11 protein-coding genes are annotated in these 13,863 nt (G+C 65.2%); 9 read left to right on the top strand and 2 right to left on the bottom strand.

Annotation, left to right across the window (positions count from 1 at the left end; translation table 11 throughout):
- The first annotated feature begins 50 nt into the window (after positions 1-50).
- From ACCQ00_RS16615 to ACCQ00_RS16575, 9 genes are all read left to right on the top strand, one after another.
- On the top strand, positions 51-911 hold the full coding sequence (locus ACCQ00_RS16615; protein WP_039572035.1) for a YicC/YloC family endoribonuclease: 861 nt from the start codon (positions 51-53) through the stop codon (positions 909-911).
- 151 nt (positions 912-1,062) lie between these two features.
- A complete protein-coding gene (gene gmk, locus ACCQ00_RS16610; RefSeq protein ID WP_005996765.1) occupies positions 1,063-1,674 on the top strand; it encodes a guanylate kinase in 612 nt (203 codons plus the stop codon).
- A 264-nt stretch (positions 1,675-1,938) separates the two neighbouring features.
- Positions 1,939-2,238: a DNA-directed RNA polymerase subunit omega gene (rpoZ, locus tag ACCQ00_RS16605; protein ID WP_002812428.1), complete on the top strand. Its 300-nt coding sequence runs from the start codon at positions 1,939-1,941 to the stop codon at positions 2,236-2,238.
- A 128-nt stretch (positions 2,239-2,366) separates the two neighbouring features.
- Positions 2,367-4,538: a RelA/SpoT family protein gene (locus ACCQ00_RS16600; RefSeq protein ID WP_008575831.1), complete on the top strand. Its 2,172-nt coding sequence runs from the start codon at positions 2,367-2,369 to the stop codon at positions 4,536-4,538.
- Positions 4,539-4,617: 79 nt separating this feature from the next.
- The gene (locus ACCQ00_RS16595) at positions 4,618-4,998 is read left to right on the top strand and encodes a RidA family protein (RefSeq protein WP_005911914.1); all 381 of its coding nucleotides are present in this window, start codon (positions 4,618-4,620) and stop codon (positions 4,996-4,998) included.
- Between the two features lie 20 nt (positions 4,999-5,018).
- Positions 5,019-7,172, top strand: a complete 2,154-nt coding sequence (gene recG, locus ACCQ00_RS16590) for an ATP-dependent DNA helicase RecG (protein ID WP_039572040.1) — start codon at positions 5,019-5,021, stop codon at positions 7,170-7,172.
- A gap of 138 nt (positions 7,173-7,310) precedes the next feature.
- Complete coding sequence (locus ACCQ00_RS16585) at positions 7,311-8,249, top strand: nucleoside hydrolase (protein WP_017156868.1); 939 nt, start codon at positions 7,311-7,313, stop codon at positions 8,247-8,249.
- 71 nt (positions 8,250-8,320) lie between these two features.
- Complete coding sequence (locus tag ACCQ00_RS16580; RefSeq protein WP_005911911.1) at positions 8,321-8,563, top strand: type B 50S ribosomal protein L31; 243 nt, start codon at positions 8,321-8,323, stop codon at positions 8,561-8,563.
- 229 nt (positions 8,564-8,792) lie between these two features.
- Positions 8,793-10,082: a citrate synthase gene (locus tag ACCQ00_RS16575; protein ID WP_003486167.1), complete on the top strand. Its 1,290-nt coding sequence runs from the start codon at positions 8,793-8,795 to the stop codon at positions 10,080-10,082.
- A 301-nt stretch (positions 10,083-10,383) separates the two neighbouring features.
- Here the strand turns inward: ACCQ00_RS16575 and ACCQ00_RS16570 are convergent, their stop codons facing one another.
- Together ACCQ00_RS16570 and ACCQ00_RS16565 are read right to left on the bottom strand one after the other, a co-directional pair.
- The gene (locus ACCQ00_RS16570) at positions 10,384-11,034 is read right to left on the bottom strand and encodes a hypothetical protein (RefSeq protein ID WP_017156871.1); all 651 of its coding nucleotides are present in this window, start codon (positions 11,032-11,034) and stop codon (positions 10,384-10,386) included.
- Between the two features lie 318 nt (positions 11,035-11,352).
- On the bottom strand, positions 11,353-13,779 hold the full coding sequence (locus tag ACCQ00_RS16565) for a penicillin-binding protein 1A (protein ID WP_033473311.1): 2,427 nt from the start codon (positions 13,777-13,779) through the stop codon (positions 11,353-11,355).
- Positions 13,780-13,863: the final 84 nt, after the last annotated feature.

The raw sequence follows: 13,863 nt of genomic DNA, 5'->3' as shown, positions 1-13,863 counted from the left end.
GGCGAGGGCGGCTAGGGTACCATTCGCGCTTTGACGGCACGGGATTGACGATGATCCGAAGCATGACTGCGTTCGCTGGCAGCGAACGCATCACACCCTGGGGCACGCTCGCTTGCGAGCTGCGCTCGGTCAACCACCGCTTTCTGGAAGTGGGTGTGCGTCTGCCCGAGGAATTGCGTGCGCTGGAACCGCTGCTGCGCGAGCGGGTGGCGGCGAAAAACAGCCGTGGCAAGCTGGATCTGACGCTGCGCCTGCGCGCGCCCGACAACGCGCAGACGCTGGCGGTCAACGAATCGCTGCTACAGCAGTTGGGTGCGCTGGCCATGCGGCTGGATGGCATGTTTCCCAAATTGCAGGTCGGCTTCACCGACCTGCTGCAGCTGCCCGGCGTGCTGCAGGTGCAGGATGTGGACGCCCCCGCGTTGCAGGCGCAGGCGCTGGCGTTGCTGGAGGACGTGGTGGGCAGCTTCGTGATCGCGCGCGAGCGCGAGGGCGCCAAGTTGGCCGAGTCGATCAGCGAACGGGTGGATGCCATCGAACGCATCGCCGCGCAGGTGCGCGTCCTGATTCCGGTGATTCGCGAAGGTCAGCGCGCCAAGCTGGCCGCGCGCCTGGCCGACCTGCCGCATCCGGTCGATCCGGGTCGTGCCGAGCAGGAGCTGGTGCTGTGGCTGCAGAAGCTCGATGTGGACGAGGAGCTGGACCGCCTGTCCAGCCACATCGCCGAAATCCGCCGCGTGCTCGCCCAGCGCGAGCCGGTCGGTCGCCGACTTGACTTCCTGCTGCAGGAATTCAACCGCGAAGCCAATACGCTGGGCTCCAAGTCGGTGGACAGCCGCACCTCCAATGCCGCCGTGGATCTGAAGGTGTTGATCGACCAGATCCGCGAGCAGGTGCAGAACATCGAGTAGCCGGGAGCGAAATTCGGGATTCGGGATGTGGCAGCTGCCAGTTCCGGATGTCTGCGGGCTGCGGCCAATCCCGGTAGCATGTCGACCCCGGAGGTGCCGGTCCGCAGTCTGTTCGCGAAACCCGACTCCCCAATCCCGAATCCCTGACCCTATGCGCGGCACTCTCTATATCGTTGCGGCCCCCTCCGGCGCCGGCAAGAGCAGCATCGTCAACGCCACCCTGGCGCGCGACCCCAAGATCGCCCTGTCGATCTCGTTCACCTCGCGCGCGCCGCGGCCGGGCGAACGGCATGCCGAGCACTACCATTTCGTCTCCGCCGACGAGTTCCAGGGCATGATCGAGGCGGGTGATTTCTTCGAATACGCGCTGGTGCATGGCGACTGGAAGGGCACCGCGCGGCAGTCGGTGGAGCCGCAGCTGGCCGCCGGTCACGACGTCCTGCTGGAGATCGACTGGCAGGGCGCACGCCAGGTGCGCCAGAAGGTGCCCGATGCGGTCAGCGTGTTCATCCTGCCGCCGTCGCGCCAGGCGCTGGACGAGCGCATGCGCAAGCGCGGACAGGACAGCGAGGACGTCATGGCGCAACGCCTGGCCGCCGCCCGTGAAGAGATGCTGCATTTCGAAGAGTTCGATTACGTGATCATCAACGAGACCTTCGATACGGCGGTTTCGGAGATGTGCGCCATCTTCACCGCCAGCCGGTTGCGGCGGCAGGCGCAACAGCAGCGGCACGCCGGATTGATCCAGGCGCTGCTGGACTAAGCGCCGCTGGCGGGGCAGGGCTGCTTTACCCGGCAGGCGCCGCCGCCGTGCCCATAGCATCTGCCACGCGTGGACGACGGTTCTGGACGCGCCGGCTACACCAGCGATCGCCAAAGACGGTTTCCCGTCCGCTCCAAGCGACTCAAACCGCTGATTCCAAAGGAAACTGAATGGGTGCCGGTTGCTGCGGCGCCGGCCGGGGCGTACACTCCGCCCCCTTTCCATCATTCGATGCGCGGCCGTTGCTGGTCGCCGGGAGCCCGCATGGCCCGCATTACCGTAGAAGATTGCCTGGAAGTCGTGAACAACCGTTTTGAGCTGGTCATGATGGCCTCCAAGCGCGCCCGTCAGCTCGCCAACGGCGTGCAGCCGCTGATCGAGAATGCCGACGCCAGCGACAAGCCCACCGTGATGGCACTGCGCGAGATCGCCGCACGCCGGATCGACAACGCGCTGATCGATGAAGTCGAGAAGGCCGAACGCGAACGCGCCGAGCGCGAAGCGCTGGAATGGGCCGCCGCTGAAGTGGTCGCCGACGAAGACATGTCCAAGAACGACGATTGATTTCCAGCATCGCTGCGATAGATCAGAACAGCCCGCCTCGATGCGGGCTGTTTTCGTTTTCGGTCCCGGCAATACGCCTGCGTGTGCAAATGTTTGCCGAGACTGCACGGCTGGCATAGTCTTCCGGCATGAACCCAGGCCCCACTGCCCAGGCGACCGTCGTGACGTCTCCGTCTTCCGACCAGGCCATCCCCGACTACGTCCTGCATCTCGAGCGCGCGGCCAGCTACCTGCCCAAGGAGCAACTGCCGATCCTGCGCCGTGCCTGGGAAGTGGGCGCCAGCGCGCATGCCGGGCAGACCCGCAAGTCGGGCGAGCCGTACATCACCCACCCGGTGGCGGTGGCTGGCGTGCTGGCCGAGCTGGGCCTGGACATGGAATCGCTGATCGCGGCGATCCTGCACGACACGATTGAAGATACGCCGCTGACGCGCGAAGAACTGGCGTCCGAGTTCGGCGAGGCGGTGGCCGAGCTGGTCGATGGCGTGACCAAGCTGGACAAGCTCAAGTTCCGCGACCGCCAGGAAGCGGCGGCGGAAAGTTTCCGCAAGATGCTGCTGGCGATGTCGCGCGATCTGCGCGTGATCATGATCAAGCTGGCCGACCGCCTGCACAACATGCGCACGCTCGGCGCCCAGAGCACCGAGGCGCGCGGCCGCATCGCCCGCGAGACGCTGGAGATCTACGCGCCCATCGCGCAGCGGCTGGGCATGAGCCTGATCAAGTCCGAATTGCAGAACCTGGGCTTCCGCGCGTTGTATCCGTGGCGCCACGCCATCATCGAGAAACACATCCGCAGCCAGCCGGTGGTGCGGCGCGAATCGATGGCGCAGGTGGAAGTGCAGCTGTCCCAGCGCCTGGCCAAGGAAGGGCTGGAGCATAGGTTGGTCAGCCGCATCAAAACGCCCTGGAGCATCTATTCCAAGATGCACGAAGAGAACAAGTCCTTCGACCAGGTGATGGACGTGTTCGGCTTTCGCCTGGTGGTGCGCACGGTGGCCGATTGCTATCACGCACTCGGCGCGGTGCATGCCAGCTTCAAGCCGCTGGACGGGCGCTTCCGCGATTTCATTGCGATCCCCAAGGCCAACGGCTACCAGTCGCTGCACACCGTGCTGTTCGGCCCGTACGGCTCGCCGATCGAAGTGCAGATCCGCACCGAAGAGATGGATCTGATCGCCGAACGCGGCGTGGCGGCGCACTGGACCTACAAGGTGGGTTCGGCCTCGCCCAACAGCGCGCAGAGCCGTGCGCACGACTGGATCGTGGAACTGATCGATTCGCAGCGCGCCGCCGGCTCGTCGCTGGAATTCCTCGACAACGTCAAGGTCGACCTGTTCCCCGACGAGGTCTATCTGTTCACGCCCAAGGGCAAGATCCTGGCGTTGCCGCGCAATTCCACCGCGCTGGATTTTGCCTACGCGGTGCATACCGACGTGGGCAATCGCGCCGTGGCCTCGCGCGTGGACAAGAAGCTGGTGCCGCTGCGCACCAAGCTGGTCAGCGGGCAGGCGGTGGAGATCATCACCGCACGCTCGGCCACGCCCAAGCCGCAGTGGCTGGAATTTGTGGTCAGCAGCAAGGCGCGCACCGCCATCCGGCATCAGCTCAAGCAACTCGAGCACGAAGATGCCGTGCAGTTGGGCCACCGCATGCTGGACCGCGCGCTGGAAGCGATGGACTCCTCGCTGGAACGGCTGCCCAAGGGTCGCCTGGATGCCTTCCTTGCCGAGCACCGCTACCCGCGCTTGGAAGCGCTGCTGGCCGATGTGGCGCTTGGCAACTGGATGCCCAATCAGGCCGCACAGGCACTGATGGCTTACGCAGAATTGCGTGGCGGTGGCCTGTCCAAGCATTCGCACGAGAAGATCCTGATCGACGGCAGCGAGCGCGGCGTGATCAGTTTCGCCAATTGCTGCCAGCCGATTCCCGGCGACGAAATCATGGGCTACCACACTGCCGGCAAGGGCATCGTGGTGCACCGCCTGGACTGCCCGAACCTGGCGGAACTGCGCAAATCGCCCGAACGTTGGGTGCCGATCGACTGGGACTCCAACGTGACCGGCGACTACGACACCGCGCTGGTGGTCGAAGTGGAAAACCGTACCGGCGTGCTGGCGCAGCTGGCGGCCGCCATCGCGCAGAGTCAGTCCAATATCGAGCGCGTGGACTATCTGGACCGCGACTTCAACGCCGCCGTGCTGCGCTTCAACATCCAGGTGCGCGACCGCCGCCACCTGGCCGAGGTGATGCGTCGGCTGCGCCGCCTGCATGTGGTGCAGAGCGTCGGACGCCAGTAGCGTCTGGCGCGCTCGCGCAACAGTCGAGCAAATCCGCACAAAGGCCTAAACTGCAGCAACCCTTTGCAGTGGAGCGTCCATGTCCCAGATCATCCATACCGACCAGGCGCCTGCCGCCATCGGCCCGTATTCGCAGGCCGTGCGTGCCGGCAACACCGTGTATTTCTCCGGGCAGATCCCGCTGGACCCGGCCACCGGCGAGATCGTGCCGGGCGACATCGGTGCGCAGGCGCGCCGTGCATTCGACAACCTCAAGGCGGTGGCCGAAGCGGCTGGCGGCTCGCTCGACAAGATCGTGCGTCTGGGCCTGTATCTGACCGACCTGGGGCAGTTCGCCGCCGTCAACGCGGTGATGCAGGAATATTTCCAGGCGCCGTTCCCGGCGCGTTCGACCATCGAAGTCTCCGGCCTGCCCAAGGGCGCTGGCTTCGAAGTGGATGCAGTGATGGTGATCGAGTGATCCTGCGCCGCTGATCGGCCGTGTCGCGCACGCGCGTCGTCACGCCCAGCCTGGCCGTCGCCGGCCAGGCCCGGCTGTCCAGCCTGCCCGGTGTCGGCCTGAAAGTGGCCGACAAGTTCGCTGCGCGCGGCATCCTCAGCGTGCAGGACCTGTGGCTGCATCTGCCGCTGCGTTACGAAGACCGCACGCGCTTGACCACCATCGCGCAGCTGCAAGGTGGCGTGCCGGCGCAGATCGAAGGACGTGTGGAGGCTGTCGAGCGCGGCTTCCGCTTCCGGCCGGTGCTGCGCGTGGCAGTGTCCGACGCATCGCACGGTACGCTGGTGCTGCGCTTCTTTCATTTTCGTGCGGCGCAGGTGGCGCAGTTTGCGGTCGGCACGCGGGTGCGCGTGTTCGGCACACCCAAGCCCGGCCAGCACGGCTGGGAAATCGTGCACCCCAGTTACCGCGTGCTCGCGCCGGACGAGGATGCCGGGTTGGGCGACAGCCTGGATCCGGTGTATCCGGTGCTCGAAGGCGTCGGCCCGGCGACGTTGCGCAAGCTCATCGGCCAGGCGCTGGAGCGTCTGCCGCCCGAAAGTGCGCTGGAATTGTTGCCGCCGCACTGGCTGCAGGACGAGCGACTGCCCTCGTTGCGCGCGGCGTTGCTCAGCATGCATCGGCCGCCGGTCGGTACGGATCCACAGCAGCTGCTCGCCGGAGGCCATCCGGCCCAGCAGCGACTGGCGATCGAGGAACTGTTGGCACATCAGCTCAGCCTACGCCGGCAACGCATCGCGTTGCAGCGTCTGCACGCGCCCAGCCTGCCCGGCGACGGCACGTTGGTGCAGCAGTTGCGCAAGGCGCTGCCGTTCCAGCTGACCGGCGCGCAACAACGCGTGTTCGAGCAGATCGCGCACGACCTTGCGCAGCAATCGCCGATGCTGCGGCTGGTGCAGGGCGATGTTGGCAGCGGCAAGACCGTGGTTGCTGCGCTGGCGGCGATGCTGGCGGTGGAGCAGGGCAAGCAGGTCGCACTCGCCGCGCCCACCGAACTGCTGGCCGAGCAGCACCTCGCCAATCTGCGCGGCTGGTTGGAACCGTTGGGCATTCGCATCGTCTGGCTGGCAGGCAAGGTCACCGGCAAGGCGCGCGCTGCCGTGATGGCCGAGGTCGCCTCCGGTCAGGCGCAGGTCGTGGTCGGCACGCATGCGTTGATGCAGGAAGCGGTGGTCTTCCACGACCTGGCGTTGGCCATCATCGACGAGCAACACCGCTTCGGCGTGCATCAGCGCCTTGCGTTGCGCGACAAGGGAGCGGCGGCGGGCAGCGTGCCGCATCAGCTGGTGATGACCGCCACGCCCATTCCGCGCACGTTGGCGATGTCGGCTTACGCAGATCTGGATGTTTCGGCCATCGACGAACTGCCGCCTGGCCGCACGCCGGTGCAGACGATCGTGCTGAGCGCAGAGCGCCGCCCCGACTTGGTCGAACGCATCCGCGCCGCCTGCGCCGAAGGGCGGCAGGCGTACTGGGTGTGCACGCTGATCGAAGAAAGCGAAGAACCCGGCAAGGGCGCGCAAGGCCAGCAAGGCGGTCCGCCACGCATCGAAGCGCAGGCCGCCGAAGTTACCTTCGAGACCTTGTCGGCGCAGTTGCCGGGCGTGCGGGTGGCGCTGGTGCACGGCCGCATGAAGCCGGCCGAAAAGCAGAAGGCCATGCTGGATTTCAAGCAAGGCCGCAGCGACCTGCTGGTGGCCACCACCGTGATCGAAGTCGGCGTGGACGTGCCTAACGCATCGTTGATGATCATCGAAAACGCCGAGCGGCTGGGTCTGGCCCAGTTGCACCAGTTGCGCGGTCGGGTCGGGCGTGGTGCAGCTGCCTCCAGTTGCGTGCTGCTGTACCAGGGGCCGTTGTCGATGATGGCGCGCCAGCGCCTGGAGACCATGCGCCAGACCAACGATGGTTTCGTGATCGCGGAGAAGGATCTGGAGTTACGTGGCCCGGGCGAATTGCTGGGCACCCGGCAAACCGGTCTGGCCAGTTTCCGCATCGCCGATCTGGCACGCGACGCCGGCCTGTTGCCGCGCGTGCAGGTATTGGCCGAGCGGCTGCTGGACGAAGCGCCGGAAATCGCCGACCGCGTGGTCGAACGCTGGATCGGCGGTGCGGTGCGGTATGCGGCCGCTTGAGCGGCGGGGATTCGGGAGTGGGGATTGGGGATTGGTCAAAGCGGGGTTGCTGCGACCTGCACGTTCCCGGAATTCGCGCGGCTCGCTAATCCTTGCGAAGATGCCGCAACGAATCCCGAATGCCCAATTCCGAATCTCATGACAAAAAGAATACCGCTGCTGATCGACACCGACCCTGGCGTGGATGACGCATTGGCGCTGCTGATGGCCTTCAACGACACCCGCCATGAGGTGGTCGGCCTGACCATCGCCGCCGGTAACGTGGGCTTGCAGCACACCGTGCGCAATGCCTTGAAGGTCTGCGAGATCGCTGGCCGTACCGATGTGCCGGTCTACGCCGGCTGCCCGCAGCCGTTGCTGCACCCCTCGGTGGATGCGGCGCACGTGCACGGTCTCGACGGATTCGGCGATGTGGGCCTGGCACCGGCCAAGCGCACTGCCGAGGCCGAACACGCCGCGCTCGCCATCCTGCGTCTGTCGCACGAGCACGCCGGCAAGCTGCTGCTGGTGGCGCTCGGCCCACTGACCAATCTTGCCCTGGCACTCACCCTGGACCCGACCTTGCCGCAGCGCGTCGCACGGCTGGTGGTGATGGGCGGGGCGTTGACCGGGCACGGCAATATCACCGCTGCGGCCGAGTTCAATATCGGGTTCGACCCGGAAGCGGCGCATATCGTGTTCGGCGGCTTTCCGCAGTTCGACGTGGCCGATTGGGAAGCCACCATCGCGCACGGCCTGCTGCACCGGGATGTGGAGCAATGGCTGGCGGCCGATTCTGGCCGCGCCCGGTTCTACGAGGAAATCTCGCGCAAGACCCGGCTGTGGTCCGAAGACAGCCGCGGCGAGTACTGGTATGCCGCCGACGCGCTGGCGATGGCGTTCGCACTGCACCCGGAAGGCGCGCAGCGGCTGGAGCAGCGCCCGGTACACATCGAACTGTCCGGTGCGCATACCCGTGGCATGACCTTGGTGGACTGGAACCGGCAGGGCGGGGCGCCCGACAATGCCAATCTGCTGCTGGCCTATGACCTCCAGCAGTTCTATGGGCTGGTAGGGGCCGCCCTGGCGGCGAACTGAGGCGACCTTGCGCCGGCTGCCTGGGCGCAGCTATAATGCCCGGCTTATCCAGGCAGCCCGGCGCCAAGTCCATGAAAGATAACGTTCATCCCAACTACAAAGACGTCGTCTTTCACGACGTGACGTCCGATTTCAAGATTCTGACCCGTTCCACCATGACCTCGAAAGAGACCGTGAAGTGGGAAGACGGCCAGGAATACCCGCTGATCAAGGTGGAAATTTCCTCGTCCTCGCACCCGTTCTATACCGGCAAGCACAAGGTGATCGACACCGGCGGCCGTATCGACAAGTTCCAGAAGCGCTACGCGCGCTGAACTTGCAGGACGGGCTGTACCGGCAGCGGCCGCGCATTGCGCGGCCGTTGTTTTTTGGGGCGCTGAACGCCCCGCCTGTATGCCTGGCGCAACGCGTCTACGACTTCTGTCCAAGCGACGGCCAAAATGCTGCTGTGCGATAATGGCCTGATCCGAGGCGATGCCTTGGACTTCCATCACGTGCCTGCCCATGTGGGATCAGGCGCCTTCCACTGAAGGAGCGTACACAGTGTCCGATCTTGATCAGGTCACGCTCAACGCCGGCGACAAGTCGGTCGTTCTGCCGGTTCTCAAGCCCACGCTTGGCAATGATTGCGTCGATATCTCAAAGCTGACCAAAGAAACCGGTCTGTTCACCTACGACTCGGGCTTCACCGCCACCGCCAGCTGCAAGTCCGCCATCACCTATATCGATGGCGACAATGGCGTGTTGCTGTATCGCGGTTACCCGATCGAACAGCTGGCCGAAAAGTCCAGCTTCCTTGAGGTCTCGTACCTGCTGATGAACGGCGAACTGCCGACGGCGGACGAATTCAAGAAGTTCGACCACGAAGTGACGCATCACACGATGATGCACGAGTCGCTGAAGAACTTCCTCGGTGGTTTCCGTCATGACGCGCACCCGATGGCCATGCTGGCCGGCTCGGTCGCCTCGCTGTCGGCGTTTTATCACGACACCTTGGACCTCAACGATCCGGAGCAGCGCCGTCAGGCCGCCATCCGTCTGATCGCCAAGGTGCCGACCCTGGCAGCTGCGGCGTACCGTTATTCGATCGGCTGGCCGATCCGCTACCCGCGCAACAACCTGAACTACGTCGACCGCTTCCTGCACATGATGTTCGAGGTGCCGAGCGAGCCGCTGGAGATCAATCCGGTCGTTGCCAAGGCCCTGGACCTGCTGTTCATCCTGCACGCCGACCACGAGCAGAACGCCTCGACCTCGACCGTGCGTCTGGTCGGTTCGACCGGCGCCAATCCGTATGCGTCGGTCGCCGCCGGCATCACCGCGCTGTGGGGCCCGGCACACGGCGGCGCCAACGAAGCGGTGCTGAAGATGCTCGAGGAAATCGGCACCGCCGACAACGTCGAATCTGCCGTGGCCAAGGCCAAGGACAAGAATTCCTCGTTCCGTCTGATGGGCTTCGGTCACCGCGTCTACAAGAACTTCGACCCGCGCGCCAAGATCATCCGTGAGATGACCCACAAGGTGCTGGGCGAGCTGGGCGTCAACGACCCGCTGCTGGAAGTGGCGTTGAAGCTGGAAGAGGCCGCGCTGAAGGACGACTACTTCGTGCAGCGCAAGCTGTACCCGAACGTCGACTTCTACTCGGGCATCATCTACAAGGCGCTCAATATCCCGGTGGAAATGTTCACCGTGATGTTCGCCATCGCACGCACCGCAGGTTGGGTGTCGCATTGGCTGGAGCAGCAGGTCGACCCGGAGATGAAGATCGGCCGTCCGCGCCAGATCTACACCGGTTACGACAAGCGCGATTACACCGACAGCGCCAAGCGCTGATCGGTCCACGCGTACCTGCGTAAACAAACGCCCCGCATTGCGGGGCGTTTGCATTTGAACAGTTGCGCGGCGGTCGATCTTCCAACAACGCTTGCCGCTGCCGCTGCCGCTGCCGCTGCGATTGGCAACCGGCAACCGGCAACCGGCGACCGGCGACCGGCGACCGGCGGCGCATGGCACAACGGTTCGTCCGGCAGTGGCGAGGTCCGAATAAAACGACCGCGGCGCAGTGGCTTGGTGACGCCGGTTTAAATGAAGCCCATAGCTCGCCCGCACAGGCGAGCCGCGTCACATGATCGACTCAGCGTAGCAGTGGTGAGCCGCCGGAACCGTCGCCGTCTGTCAGCAACTGTCGCACCTGCGCGGCCGACGCCCGCGGCATCGGCTTTTCGTCCAGCTGCGATAGCGGCGCCTGCCGCAGCGCGTCGTAGGGCAGCACGGTGAGATCGAAGGTGAGGTCTTCGGCGCTGAACAGCCACACCGGAAACTCGCCGTTGCGCTCGCGATCCAGGCGCAGCCGGCGCGTGCGCGACTCGGCCGGGATGCGGTGTTCTTCCAGAAACCGCTGCACGGCATCGGCATCGTCGCTGTGCAACTGCAGGTGCACCGGCGCATTGGCGTCGGCGGTGCCGTCCAGCACCGGGCCGGTTAGTCGTGGCTGGAAGGGGCTGAGAAACTCAAGCGCCCGCAACGCGGCTTCGCGGCGTTGGCGCAGACGCGCGCCATGCGCAGGTCCGGCGAACAGGCGCTGGTACTCGCGCAACGCATCTTCGATCTCGCGATTGCGTGGTAGCGAAGCATCGTCATGAATGCCGAGCCGGCTGGCAGCCTTGAGCTTGGCTTGATGAAAATCGCGGATGCCGCCTTCAGCCATCAGGCGTGCGGCTTCGTGCGCCAGACGATGGCGACGTTCCCGGGTGCGTGTATCGGCGTGCGCGCGTGCGTGATGCATGACCGGGCTCCCCTAATGAACCTGATCTGGACTCTACAACAGCTGCATGAAGACATGGCGAATGCGTCATGTCATTGCAAAGGAACGATCACGTAGCGGTGACCGGATGGTCCAGGTGCGGAGATGCGCAGGCGAAGCGCACTGCGCGTGCAATCTCGGTGGCGGGCAGGTGGGCACTGCGCCGAACCGGCAACGATGCCGCCAGCGATCCACCAGGCTTGCCATGGCCGGCGCGCATTCAATCGGCGGCCAAAAAATTGGGGAACCGAACAGCCACGCCGTTCCGATTCCCCAATCCCAAGTCCTGAATCCCGGCTCTCAGAAAATGTCGAACGCCTTCTCGTCCTGCTGTTCCTGCAGGCCGTAGTCGTAATCCTGCAGGCGGTCCAGATCTTCGTTCTTCACCCATTCGACCGCGCCATTGATGGTGGCCTGGGTCATGCCGTCGGGCGGGTCGTTGGCGGCGATCGGCTTGTCCTTGAGCGCCACGCGCATATAGTCGATCCAGATCGGCAGCGCCGCCTTGCCACCGTATTCGCGATAGCCAAGCGAGCGGAAGTCGTCGCGGCCCACCCACACGGTGGTGACGTAGGGGCCGCCAAAGCCGGAGAACCACGCGTCGCGGTGCTCGTTGGTGGAGCCGGTTTTGCCGCCCACGTCCTCGCGGCCGAGTACCTTGGCCGCGGTGCCAGTGCCGCGCTGGACCACGTCGCGCATCATCGACACCAGCTGGTAGGCGGTGCGCTCGTCGATCGCACGCGGCGCGATCTTGGTCTGCGCGGTTGCCGCAGGGGCGGTCTGTGCCGGCGCCGCGGTGGCCGTGGCCGGTGCGGCAGGCGGCGTTTCCGGTGCCTGTGCGCCGAAGTTGAAGCCATCCACGACCTGGCTCACGGGCGCCACATTGCCGCCTTGCAGGGCGCAGGTGCGGCACGCCACCGCCGGCACTTCCTTGAAGATGACATTGCCCTCGCGGTCTTTGACCTCATCCACGATCCAGGTGTCCACGCGTGAGCCGCCATTGGCAAACACCGCATAACCGCGTGCCACAGACAGCGGCGTCAGCGAGGCGGTGCCCAGCGACATCGACAGGTTGGGCGGCAACTCGGCCTCCTGGAACCCGAATTGACTGATGTATTTGCGTGCGAAATCGACGCTGATCGCATCCAGTAGGCGTACCGACACCAGGTTTCGCGACTGCACCAGCGCCTCGCGCAGACGCATCGGCCCGCGGAAGCCGCCGCCATCGTTCTGCGGCGACCAGGTCTTGCCGCGCCGGTCGCGGAACACCACCGGCGCGTCCAGCACGATCGAGGCCGGGTTGAAGCCCTTTTCGAATGCGGCGGCGTAGACGAACGGCTTGAAGCTCGATCCTGGCTGGCGCCGTGCCTGGGTGGCGCGGTTGAACTTGTTGCCCGCAAAGCTGAAGCCGCCGACCAGCGCACGCAGGGCGCCGCTATTGGCGTCCAGCGACACCAGCGCCGCCTGGCCGCGCGGCAACTGGTCGATGATCCACTCGCCGTCCTTTTCGCCGGCGCGAATACGGGTCAGGTCACCGCGGGTCAGCAGCTTGGCCGGGGTCTTGCCGGTCCAGCGGCTGGCACTGGCTGGCAGGGTCAGTTCGGTCTTGTCGCTCTGCACGACCGTGACTCCGCCATCGGGATTGGTGCGCGCCACGATCACCGCACGCAGTCCGCCCTGGGTAAACGCGCCTGCCAGGTGCTTGGCCAGCGCGGGCGCGTCCGCATTGGCGGCCACGTCGAAGTGCTGCTCGACGCCATGCCAGCCATGGCGATGATCGTAGACCCGCAAGCCGTCGGCGACCGCCACGTCCGCACCGGTCTGCAGGGTCGCATCGATGGTCGTGGTGACGTGGTAGCCCTTGTTGAGCACATCGCCGCCGTACTTGGCGATCATTTCCTGGCGCACCAGCTCGGCCACGTAAGGGGCGTACACCTCCACCGGCGGCTCATGCGGCTTGGCATGCATCGGAACCGCCTTGGCGGCGTCGGCTTCGGCCTGGCTGACAAAGCCCAGGTCGGCCATGCGCTGCAGGACGTAATAGTCGCGACGCTCCTGCGCACGCTCAGGGTTGCTGATCGGGTTGCCGCTGGACGGGAACTTGGGGATGCCGGCCAGCGAGGCCATCTCGTCCAGGCTCAATTCGCTCATCTTCTTGCCGTAGTAGTACTCGGCAGCGGCCCCGACGCCATAGGCGCGGTTGCCGAAGAAACTCTTGTTGAGATACAGCTCGAAGATCTCGTCCTTGCTCAGCTCACTTTCGATCTTGCGGGCCAGCAGGATCTCCGCCAGCTTGCGGGTGTAGCTGTACTCCGAACTCAGGAAGAACTGCCGCGCCACCTGCTGGGTGATGGTCGAACCCCCCGGCACGCGCTTGGCGTCGGTGGTTGTCAGCAGCCATACCGCGCGGGCGATGCCCTTGTAGTCCACACCGCCATGCTCGTAGAAGCGCGCGTCCTCGGTGGCCAGGAAGGCCTGCTTCAGGCGCAGCGGCACGTCCTTCATCTGGATGGGGTAGCGCCGGGTCTCGCCATACACGGCCATGAGCCGGCCATCGCTGGAATAGACGTACATCGGCTCCTGCAGCTCTACCTGCTTGAGCGATTGAACGTCCGGCAACTTCGAGGAAATGGCGTAATACAGGCCGCCGGCAGCAATAGCGCCAAGCAGTGCGAGCACGACGATCGTGGCCAGGATCCAGCCCAGCCAACGGCGAATACGGGGCATGTAAGAGAGATTCCGATTGCAGATTTCTTGGTCACAGAGTATAGATGACGCCGAGTTTGGCTGGGGCCGAACTCTGGGGATCGC

It is taken from the genome of Xanthomonas sp. NCPPB 3761, assembly GCF_041475705.2.
Taxonomy (GTDB): Bacteria; Pseudomonadota; Gammaproteobacteria; order Xanthomonadales; family Xanthomonadaceae; genus Xanthomonas; species Xanthomonas phaseoli.
The sequence above is the reverse complement of the archived record's forward strand: the minus strand, read 5'-3'. Positions and strand labels throughout refer to the sequence as shown.

Bases quoted from the DNA above. Each gene is read 5' to 3' on its own strand.
- ACCQ00_RS16615 (WP_039572035.1), top strand. From the start codon at position 51: ATGATCCGAAGCATGACTGCGTTCGCTGGCAGCGAACGCATCACACCC.
- gmk (WP_005996765.1), top strand. From the start codon at position 1,063: ATGCGCGGCACTCTCTATATCGTTGCGGCCCCCTCCGGCGCCGGCAAG.
- rpoZ (WP_002812428.1), top strand. From the start codon at position 1,939: ATGGCCCGCATTACCGTAGAAGATTGCCTGGAAGTCGTGAACAACCGT.
- ACCQ00_RS16600 (WP_008575831.1), top strand. From the start codon at position 2,367: ATGAACCCAGGCCCCACTGCCCAGGCGACCGTCGTGACGTCTCCGTCT.
- ACCQ00_RS16595 (WP_005911914.1), top strand. From the start codon at position 4,618: ATGTCCCAGATCATCCATACCGACCAGGCGCCTGCCGCCATCGGCCCG.
- ACCQ00_RS16585 (WP_017156868.1), top strand. From the start codon at position 7,311: ATGACAAAAAGAATACCGCTGCTGATCGACACCGACCCTGGCGTGGAT.
- ACCQ00_RS16580 (WP_005911911.1), top strand. From the start codon at position 8,321: ATGAAAGATAACGTTCATCCCAACTACAAAGACGTCGTCTTTCACGAC.
- ACCQ00_RS16570 (WP_017156871.1), bottom strand. From the start codon at position 11,034: ATGCATCACGCACGCGCGCACGCCGATACACGCACCCGGGAACGTCGC.
- ACCQ00_RS16565 (WP_033473311.1), bottom strand. From the start codon at position 13,779: ATGCCCCGTATTCGCCGTTGGCTGGGCTGGATCCTGGCCACGATCGTC.